General features: G+C 67.3%; 10 protein-coding genes. 7 read left to right on the forward strand and 3 right to left on the reverse strand.

What is annotated here, in order from left to right; genetic code table 11:
- Position 1: 1 nt before the first annotated feature.
- Complete coding sequence (locus A6M56_RS17620) at positions 2-622, reverse strand: LysE family translocator (RefSeq protein ID WP_045785743.1); 621 nt, start codon at positions 620-622, stop codon at positions 2-4.
- 121 nt (positions 623-743) lie between these two features.
- A complete protein-coding gene (locus tag A6M56_RS17625; RefSeq protein ID WP_045785742.1) occupies positions 744-1,352 on the reverse strand; it encodes an adenine phosphoribosyltransferase in 609 nt (202 codons plus the stop codon).
- Positions 1,353-1,461: 109 nt separating this feature from the next.
- Between A6M56_RS17625 and A6M56_RS17630 the strand changes: the two genes are divergently transcribed.
- Entirely contained in the window at positions 1,462-2,040 is a 579-nt protein-coding gene (locus A6M56_RS17630) for a DJ-1/PfpI family protein (RefSeq protein WP_045785741.1), read from the forward strand.
- A gap of 51 nt (positions 2,041-2,091) precedes the next feature.
- Positions 2,092-2,496: a ribbon-helix-helix domain-containing protein gene (locus A6M56_RS17635; protein WP_102080705.1), complete on the forward strand. Its 405-nt coding sequence runs from the start codon at positions 2,092-2,094 to the stop codon at positions 2,494-2,496.
- Positions 2,497-2,508: 12 nt separating this feature from the next.
- Here the strand turns inward: A6M56_RS17635 and A6M56_RS17640 are convergent, their stop codons facing one another.
- Complete coding sequence (locus tag A6M56_RS17640; protein WP_102080966.1) at positions 2,509-4,488, reverse strand: monovalent cation:proton antiporter family protein; 1,980 nt, start codon at positions 4,486-4,488, stop codon at positions 2,509-2,511.
- Between the two features lie 313 nt (positions 4,489-4,801).
- Between A6M56_RS17640 and A6M56_RS17645 the strand changes: the two genes are divergently transcribed.
- From A6M56_RS17645 to A6M56_RS17665, 5 genes are all read left to right on the forward strand, one after another.
- The gene (locus A6M56_RS17645; RefSeq protein WP_045785739.1) at positions 4,802-5,785 is read left to right on the forward strand and encodes a KpsF/GutQ family sugar-phosphate isomerase; all 984 of its coding nucleotides are present in this window, start codon (positions 4,802-4,804) and stop codon (positions 5,783-5,785) included.
- A 16-nt stretch (positions 5,786-5,801) separates the two neighbouring features.
- Entirely contained in the window at positions 5,802-6,386 is a 585-nt protein-coding gene (locus A6M56_RS17650; protein WP_062739099.1) for a KdsC family phosphatase, read from the forward strand.
- 4 nt (positions 6,387-6,390) lie between these two features.
- A complete protein-coding gene (gene lptC / locus A6M56_RS17655) occupies positions 6,391-7,023 on the forward strand; it encodes an LPS export ABC transporter periplasmic protein LptC (protein ID WP_045785737.1) in 633 nt (210 codons plus the stop codon).
- 58 nt (positions 7,024-7,081) lie between these two features.
- A complete protein-coding gene (gene lptA, locus A6M56_RS17660; RefSeq protein ID WP_062739100.1) occupies positions 7,082-7,648 on the forward strand; it encodes a lipopolysaccharide transport periplasmic protein LptA in 567 nt (188 codons plus the stop codon).
- A 28-nt stretch (positions 7,649-7,676) separates the two neighbouring features.
- The coding region (locus tag A6M56_RS17665) for an ATP-binding cassette domain-containing protein (protein ID WP_286758261.1) at positions 7,677-7,971 on the forward strand (295 nt) is incomplete at its 3' end.

Consider the following 7,971-nt stretch of genomic DNA (forward strand, 5'->3'; position numbering starts at 1 on the left):
GCTACTTGGTCAGCGCCACACGCAGGCCCAGTCCGATGAAGATGCAGCCGCTCACCCGATCGAGCCACAGCGACGCGCGCGGCGTGCGGCGCATCCAGCCGCCCAGCGCTGCCGCACACCAGCCGTACAGACTGAACACGACGACGGTCTGCGCCATGAACACGCCGCCCAGCAACAGCATCTGCAATGCAGCATGGCCGGCCTGCGCGTCAACGAACTGCGGCAGGAACACGACGAAGAAGAGCGTCACCTTCGGGTTGAGCACATTGGCCACCACGCTCTGACGGTACACCTGCCACAGGTCCGGCGCCGCCTGCGGTCCAGCATTCTTCAGGCCGACGCCACCCTTGCTGCGCAGCGCCTGCAGGCCCAGCCAGACCAGGTAAGCCGCGCCCAGCCAGCGGATCGCCTGAAATGCCAGCGGCGACGATTGCAGCACCGCAGCGAGCCCCAGCGCCGCCAGCGTCGTATGGAACAGGCAGCCGGACGCAAAGCCGGCCGCGGCTGCCAGCCCTGCCTTGCGGCCCTGGCTTGCGCCGCGCGCGATGACCTGCAGGTTGTCCGGCCCGGGCATCACGGTGATGGCAATGGAAGTCAGCAGGAACAGCACTACGTGTGGCATCGGCGTCTCTCGGCCAGATCGGAAATGAACCGCGGAAAGGGTCCATGCTACTGCGCACGGCGGCAGAGCGTCATATTTTTGTCACATGAGCATACGCGGCGCAGGCATCGCCCGGGCGCGCTCAATGGCCGTCGAAGCGGCACACCGTAAAAAGCGGCAGCCCGCCTTCGATCAGCAGGCGCGACCCGCCCAGCTCTGGCAGGTCGACAATCGCCGCGCCCTCCACCACCGTCGCGCCCAGGCGCTCCAGCAGGCGCTTGCCGGCCATCATGGTGCCGCCCGTGGCGATCAGGTCGTCGATCAGCAGGACGCGGTCGCCGGGCTTGCAGGCATCGGCGTGAATTTCCACCGTGGCGCTGCCGTACTCGAGCATGTATTCCTCGGCCACCGTCGTGAACGGCAGCTTGCCCTTCTTCCGGATCGGCACGAAACCGAGGTTCAGCTCGTACGCGACGATCGAGCCGAGGATGAAGCCGCGCGCGTCGATGCCCGCCACCAGGCTCAGCCCCTGACCCATGTAGCGGTGCACGAACACATCCACCAGCACGCGCAGGCTCTTCGGGTCCTGCAGCAGCGGCGTGATGTCGCGAAACATCACCCCGGCCTGCGGCCAGTCCGGCACTGTGCGGATGCGGTCGCGCAGGTAGCGCGACACGTCGCCCAGCTCGGTAGACGCGGGAACGGACGACGGCGTCAGCAACGCCGCCTGAGGGTGCGGGACTTGGCTCATGGCAGAAGCAAAAAGCGGGGAAAACGTGGTCTGCGGTAATGGGCTACCACCCGGGCCGAATGGCGCCGAACCACAATGGGCAAACCGCAACCATACAGGAGACACGGCAATGGCTAAGAAAATTCTGATGCTGGTGGGCGACTACGTGGAGGACTACGAAGTCATGGTGCCCTTCCAGGCGCTGCAGGTGGTGGGCCACACCGTCCACGCCATCTGCCCCGACAAGAAGGCAGGTGACACCGTGGCCACCGCCGTCCACGACTTCGAAGGCGCGCAGACCTACTCCGAAAAGCCCGGCCACCGTTTCACGCTCAACGCCGGCTTTGCCGACGTCGATCCGGCCACGTACGACGCACTTCTCGTGCCCGGCGGCCGCGCCCCCGAATACCTGCGCCTGAACGCCCGCGTGCTGGAGATCGTCCGGCACTTCGCCCAGGCCGACAAACCCATCGCGGCCATCTGTCACGGCGCGCAGTTGCTGTCGGCGGCGGGCGTGCTGGAGGGCAAGGTGTGCTCGGCGTATCCGGCGTGTGGCCCTGAAGTCACGGCGGCGGGCGGCACCTTCAAGGACATCCCGGTCGACCAGGCCCATACCGACGGCAAGCTCGTCACGGCGCCCGCTTGGCCGGCGCATCCGGCCTGGCTTGCACAGTTTCTTGAAGTCCTGGGCACGCGGGTCCTACACTGATCCGGCTGCCCGCCGGTACCGGACCCGCGGGCGCCTTCAGGAGCCCCGGCCATGTGCGAAATCTTCATCCGCGCCAATCCTCACTCGTACGACAGCCTCGCGCGTTCGCTACGCCTGCATGGCGTGGCAACCAGCGTGCGGCTGGAGTGCCTGTTCTGGGAGGTGCTTGAAGAGATCGGCCAGCGTGACGGCCTGACGGTCAACCAGCTCATCAGCAAGCTCTACGACGAACTGCTGGAGCGGCGCGGCGAAGTGGCGAACTTTGCGTCGTTCCTGCGCGTCTGCTGCCTGCGCTACCTGATGCTGCAGCATGAGGGCCGTATTCCGGCTGACACACGGGTGTCGATCCGCTCGCTCGATGCCGCGGCAGTGCTCGACGGGCTGCCGCCCAGCATGGCCGATGCGCCACCGCCGCGCCGCTCGCGTGGGCCGCTGCTGGAAGCGCTCACCAAATAGGCGGCCCGGCCTTCAGCGCGGCGAGAGGCGCTCCTCCGCCAGTTGCAGCCCTTCCGGCGTGCCCCGCAGCACGACGATGTCGCCCTGTTCCAGCACGGTATCGGGCTCCGGATCGAGTGCGCGAATCCCCTGCCGCCGGATCGCCGTCACGGAAGTCTTGAACGTCTCCAGCCCCATCGTGCCGAGCTTGCGGCCAATGGCGGGCGAGCCTTCGACCAGCGGCACCGAATGCAGCCGCACGGCCTCGCGCTCGAGCATGTCTTCTTCGTCGTCCTGGCCGTGGAAGTAGCCGCGCAGCAGGCTGTAGCGCGCGTCGCGCATCTCCTGGGCACGCCGCACCACGCGGCGCAGCGGCACGCCGAGCAGCACCAGCGCGTGCGAGGCCAGCATGAGGCTGCCTTCGATGATCTCCGGGACGACCTCAGTGGCGCCGGCCTGCTGCAGGCGGTCCAGGTCGGCATCGTCAATGGTGCGCACGATCACGGGTAGCGTGGGCTCCAACGCCTGCACATGGTGCAGCACTTTCAGCGCCGAGGGCGTATCGGCATACGTGATGGCCACCGCCGCCGCGCGGTGGATACCGGCCGCCACCAGCGATTCGCGGCGCGCCGCATCGCCGTAGACCACGTGTTCGCCGGCCGCCGCGGCGTCGCGGACGCGGTCCGGGTCCAGATCCAGCGCCACGTAACCGATGCCTTCCTGCTCCAGCATGTGCGCCAGGTTCTGGCCGCTGCGCCCATAGCCGCAGATGATGACGTGGCCCTCGGTAGCGATGCTTTGCGCGGCGATCTTCGTCATCGCCAGCGATTGCATCAGCCAGTCCGTGCGCGAGAGCCGCATGGCGATCACGTCGCTGTACTGGATCAGGAACGGCGCCAGCAGCATCGACAGCAGCATCGCCGCCAGAATGGCCTGCCCGAGCAGCGGATCGATCAGCTTCATGCCGTCGATCTGGTTGAGCAGCACGAAGCCGAATTCACCGGCCTGCGCAAGCCCCAGCGCCGTGCGGATCGCCGCGCCGCCCCCGGAGCCGAACCCCCGCGCGAGCAACGCGATCAGCACGAACTTGAACAGCACCGGGCCCAGCACCAGGGCCAGCACGAGCCCCCAATGCTCGAGCACGACACGCGGGTCCAGCAGCATGCCCACTGTCACGAAGAACAGGCCGAGCAGCACGTCGCGGAACGGCTTGATGTCTTCTTCCACCTGCAGCTTGTACGGCGTTTCCGACACCAGCATGCCGGCCAGGAACGCACCCAGCGCCATCGACAGGCCCAGCCGCTCCGTGAGCGCCGCCATACCGAGCGTGACCAGCAGCAGGTTCAGCATGAAAAGCTCCTGCGAGCGGCGCGCCGCCACCAGGTGGAACCAGCGCGAGAGCAGCTTCTGCCCCAGGAACAGGATCAGCACCAGCGCCACGGTGATCTTCAGCGCGGCAATGGAAAGCGCCAGCGCCAGGTCTTTCGGGTTCTTCCCGAGCGACGGAATGACGATCAGCAGCAGCACCACCGCCAGGTCCTGGAACAGCAGCACGCTGATGATGTTGCGGCCGTGCTCCGTCTCCAGCTGCAGGCGCTCGGCCAGCATCTTTGAGACGATGGCCGTCGACGACATCGCCAGCGCGCCGCCCAGCGCCAGCCCTGCCTGCCACGACAGCGGATACCAGTACGACAGCAGCAGCGACACCGGAATCGTCAGCAGCATAGTCAGCACCACCTGCGACGCGCCCAGCCCCAGCACCAGCCGCCGCATCGAGCGTAGCTTGGAGAGGTTGAATTCCAGCCCGATCGAGAACATCAGGAACACCACCCCGAACTCGGCCAGGTAGCGCGTCTGGGCAGAATCGGACTCCAGCCCCGTCGCCTTCGGCCCGATCAGCACGCCCACCACCAGATAGGCCAGCATCGGCGGCAGCTGCAGCATGCGGAACAGCACCACGCCGATCACGGCGGCGGCCAACAAGACAAGAGTGAGCTCCAGCGGCGAATGCATGCGACGCGAAAAAACCAGGCGAAAGAGGTTGGACAGGGCGGCCGGATGCCGCGCATCAGAACGGTGCCGGCGACGCGCATGCCGCCAACAGCACGCGGCGCGCTGCAAGACCGATGCCAGATATAAACGAAGAACGCGATGCGCGGGACGCCGCAGAGCAAAAAATGACGGCGTGGCGACGGGACGGAAACGGGTTGGAAAGCGGATTGCCGCGGCGCAGCAAAACAGGGCGCCCGCACGCCCCGCTGCCCCCCGCAAGACCAGCCACGACGCGCCGGAAGCGGATCGTGGCTTATTGTTATACTTCGCCGCCATGATAGCGAATTTCAATCCCGATCGAGCGCTCGCGCTGGCGCAGCAGACCTTCGACATCGAAGCGCAAGCCGTGCTGGGGCTCAAATCCCAGGTGTCCGCCGACTTCGCGCGCGCGGTCGAGATGGTGCTCGGCTGCACCGGCCGCGTGGTCGTGTCCGGCATGGGCAAATCGGGCCACATCGCGCGCAAGATCGCCGCCACGCTGGCCTCGACCGGCACGCCGGCGTTTTTCGTGCACCCCGCCGAAGCCAGCCATGGCGACCTCGGCATGGTCACGCGTGACGACGTCTTCATCGGCTTCTCCAATTCCGGCGAGGTGTCGGAGCTCAACGCCATCCTGCCGCTCATCAAGCGGCTGGGCGCCAAGCTGATCGCCGTGACGGGCAACCCGCAGTCCTCGCTCGGCAAGCATGCGGATGTCGTGCTCAACTCGCACGTCGACGTCGAAGCCTGCCCGCTGAACCTCGCGCCCACCGCGAGCACCACCGCGCAGATCGCACTCGGTGACGCACTGGCCGTGGCGGTGCTCGACGCGCGCGGCTTCGGCGCAGACGACTTCGCCCGCTCGCACCCGGGCGGCTCGCTCGGCCGCAAGCTGCTCACGCACGTGCGCGACGTCATGCGCTCGGGCGACGCCATCCCGCGCGTGACCGAAGACACGCCGCTGTCGCAGGCGCTGATGGAAATCACCCGCAAGGGCATGGCGATGACCGCCGTGGTGGATGCGCAAGGCCGCGCGGTCGGCGTCTTCACCGACGGCGACCTGCGCCGCCTGCTCGAAACCCCGCGCGACTGGCGCACCGTGCCGATGCACGAAGTCATGCACCGCAATCCGCGCGCGATCGGTCCCGACCAGCTCGCCGTCGAAGCCGTCGAAGTGATGGAAACGCACCGCATCAACCAGCTCCTGGTCGTCGATGCCGCCGGGCTGCTCGTCGGTGCGCTGCACATCCACGACCTGACGCGCGCCAAGGTCATCTGAGGGACACCTTTCGCAGATGACCGCACCGGCCGATCCCGTCCACAGCAATATCGACGCGCGCTTTCCGCAGGCGATGGAACGCGCGGCGCGCGTGCGCCTGATGGTGTTCGACGTGGATGGCGTGCTCACGGATGGCCGCCTGCTGGTGGGCCCCGAGGGCGAAATCAGCAAGGCCTTCGACACGCTCGACGGCCATGGCATCAAGCTGCTGGCGCAGGCCGGCATCACGCCGGCCATCATCACCGGCCGGCAATCCGAGATCGTTGCCTGGCGCGCCGGGGAACTCGGCATCGAGCATCTGTACCAAGGCGTGGCCGACAAGCGCGAGGCGTTTGCCCATCTGCTGGCCGCGACCGAGCTGCGGCCGGCGGACGCCGGCTACATGGGCGACGACTGGCCCGACCTGCCCGTGATGACGCTGGCCGGTTTTGCGGCCTGCCCCGCCCAGGCGCACGCCGAACTGCGCAGCCGCGCACACTATGTCGCCCAGGCGACGGGCGGACGCGGCGCGGTGCGCGAAGTGGCCGACCTGATCCTCAAGGCGCAAGGCGCCTACGATGCCCTGCTGGCGCAACTGCTGCAGGCCCCGCAATCTTTCTGAGCCCATGGCCAGCGAACGCTCCCAACGCCTCGTCTCTTCCGTGCTGCAGCTCATGCTGCGCGGGCTGCCGATCCTGCTGATGGGGATCGTGTGCGGCATCACGTTCCTGCTCGTGCAGGTCAACACGCCGCAAACCGATGCCGCCGCCAATCAACCCAAGCGCCACACGCCCGACTACACGATGGACGGCGTCTCGGCCACCGCGCTGGATGAGACCGGCGCCACCAAATACCGCTTCACCGGCGTCCACATGAACCACTACGAGGACGACCTCACCTACGACGTCACGTACCCGGCGCTGCGCGTGTATGCGCCCGACCGCCCGCAGGTCACCGCCCGCGCCGACCTCGGCAAGATGAACGGCGAAGGCACCATCATCGACCTGTACAACAACGCCAAGGTGGTCCGTGCGCAGGGGCCGGACCCGCGCCAGGATCCGCTGATGACGGCCGCTTCAACGTACTTCCAGGTGCTGCTCAACGACGACATCGTGCGCACCGACAAGCCGGTCGAACTGCACCGCGGGCCGTCCGTCATGAACGCCAACGGCCTCGTCTTCAACAACGTGACGCGCCAAGTACAATTGCTGGGCAACGTGCGCGGCCGAATCGAGGGGCTGGGAGCGCCAAAGCAGTAAACTCCACGCCCGCACCTGACCGCGCCCATCGACCGCGCCCTTCTCCGACGTGATCTCCATGACCCACTCCTTCCGTGCCACCGGCCTGGCCATCGTGGCCGCGCTGCTGCTCCCGGCCCTGCCCGCCCACGCCGAGCGCGCCGACCGCGACAAGCCACTGGTGCTCGAAGCCGACAACGCCAGCTATGACGACCTGAAGCAGGTCTACCACCTGACCGGCAATGTCGTGCTGACCAAAGGCACCATGGTGCTGCGCTCCGACGCCGCCGAGCTGCGAACAGACCCCGAGGGCTACAACTACGCCGTGGCCACGTCCAAGCCGGGCAACCTGGCGTTCATCCGCCAGAAGCGCGACAACGTCGACGAATACATCCAGGGATGGGCTGAGCGCATCGAGTACGACGGCAAGCAGGAAATTTCCAAGCTGATCAGCCGCGCGCGCATGGAGCGCCTGCAAGGTGCCACGCAACTCGACGAGATCCGGGGCGCCGTCATCACGTACGACGGGCAGAAGGAGTTCTATACAGCCTCGGGCGGCGCCGAGAACGCCACTTCCGCCAACCCGTCGGGTCGCGTGCGGGCCATCCTGGCCCCGCGCACGAGCACGCCCGCTGCCAAGCCCTGATCCGTACCGCTGCCTCTCCTGTCTGCCTATGTCCGCCACCGCACTCGCCCCCAAAACCGTCGCGCCGCAGGCCACGACCTCCAGCACACTGGTGGTCCGCCATCTGAAGAAGCGCTACGGCACGCGCACGGTGGTCAAGGACGTATCGCTCGACGTGAAAAGCGGTGAGGTTGTCGGACTGCTCGGCCCGAACGGCGCGGGCAAGACGACCTCGTTCTACATGATCGTCGGGCTGGTGGCGCTGGACGCCGGCGACATCGTGCTCGACGGCCAGCATATCAGCCGCTTGCCGATTCACCAGCGCGCCCGCATGGGGCTGTCAT

The sequence above is a fragment of the Ralstonia sp. RL genome (assembly GCF_001683835.1).
Lineage (GTDB): Bacteria > Pseudomonadota > Gammaproteobacteria > Burkholderiales > Burkholderiaceae > Ralstonia > Ralstonia mannitolilytica.

Bases quoted from the DNA above. Each gene is read 5' to 3' on its own strand.
- A6M56_RS17620 (WP_045785743.1), bottom strand. From the start codon at position 622: ATGCCACACGTAGTGCTGTTCCTGCTGACTTCCATTGCCATCACCGTG.
- A6M56_RS17625 (WP_045785742.1), bottom strand. From the start codon at position 1,352: ATGAGCCAAGTCCCGCACCCTCAGGCGGCGTTGCTGACGCCGTCGTCC.
- A6M56_RS17630 (WP_045785741.1), top strand. From the start codon at position 1,462: ATGGCTAAGAAAATTCTGATGCTGGTGGGCGACTACGTGGAGGACTAC.
- A6M56_RS17635 (WP_102080705.1), top strand. From the start codon at position 2,092: ATGTGCGAAATCTTCATCCGCGCCAATCCTCACTCGTACGACAGCCTC.
- A6M56_RS17640 (WP_102080966.1), bottom strand. From the start codon at position 4,488: ATGCATTCGCCGCTGGAGCTCACTCTTGTCTTGTTGGCCGCCGCCGTG.
- A6M56_RS17645 (WP_045785739.1), top strand. From the start codon at position 4,802: ATGATAGCGAATTTCAATCCCGATCGAGCGCTCGCGCTGGCGCAGCAG.
- A6M56_RS17650 (WP_062739099.1), top strand. From the start codon at position 5,802: ATGACCGCACCGGCCGATCCCGTCCACAGCAATATCGACGCGCGCTTT.
- lptC (WP_045785737.1), top strand. From the start codon at position 6,391: ATGGCCAGCGAACGCTCCCAACGCCTCGTCTCTTCCGTGCTGCAGCTC.
- lptA (WP_062739100.1), top strand. From the start codon at position 7,082: ATGACCCACTCCTTCCGTGCCACCGGCCTGGCCATCGTGGCCGCGCTG.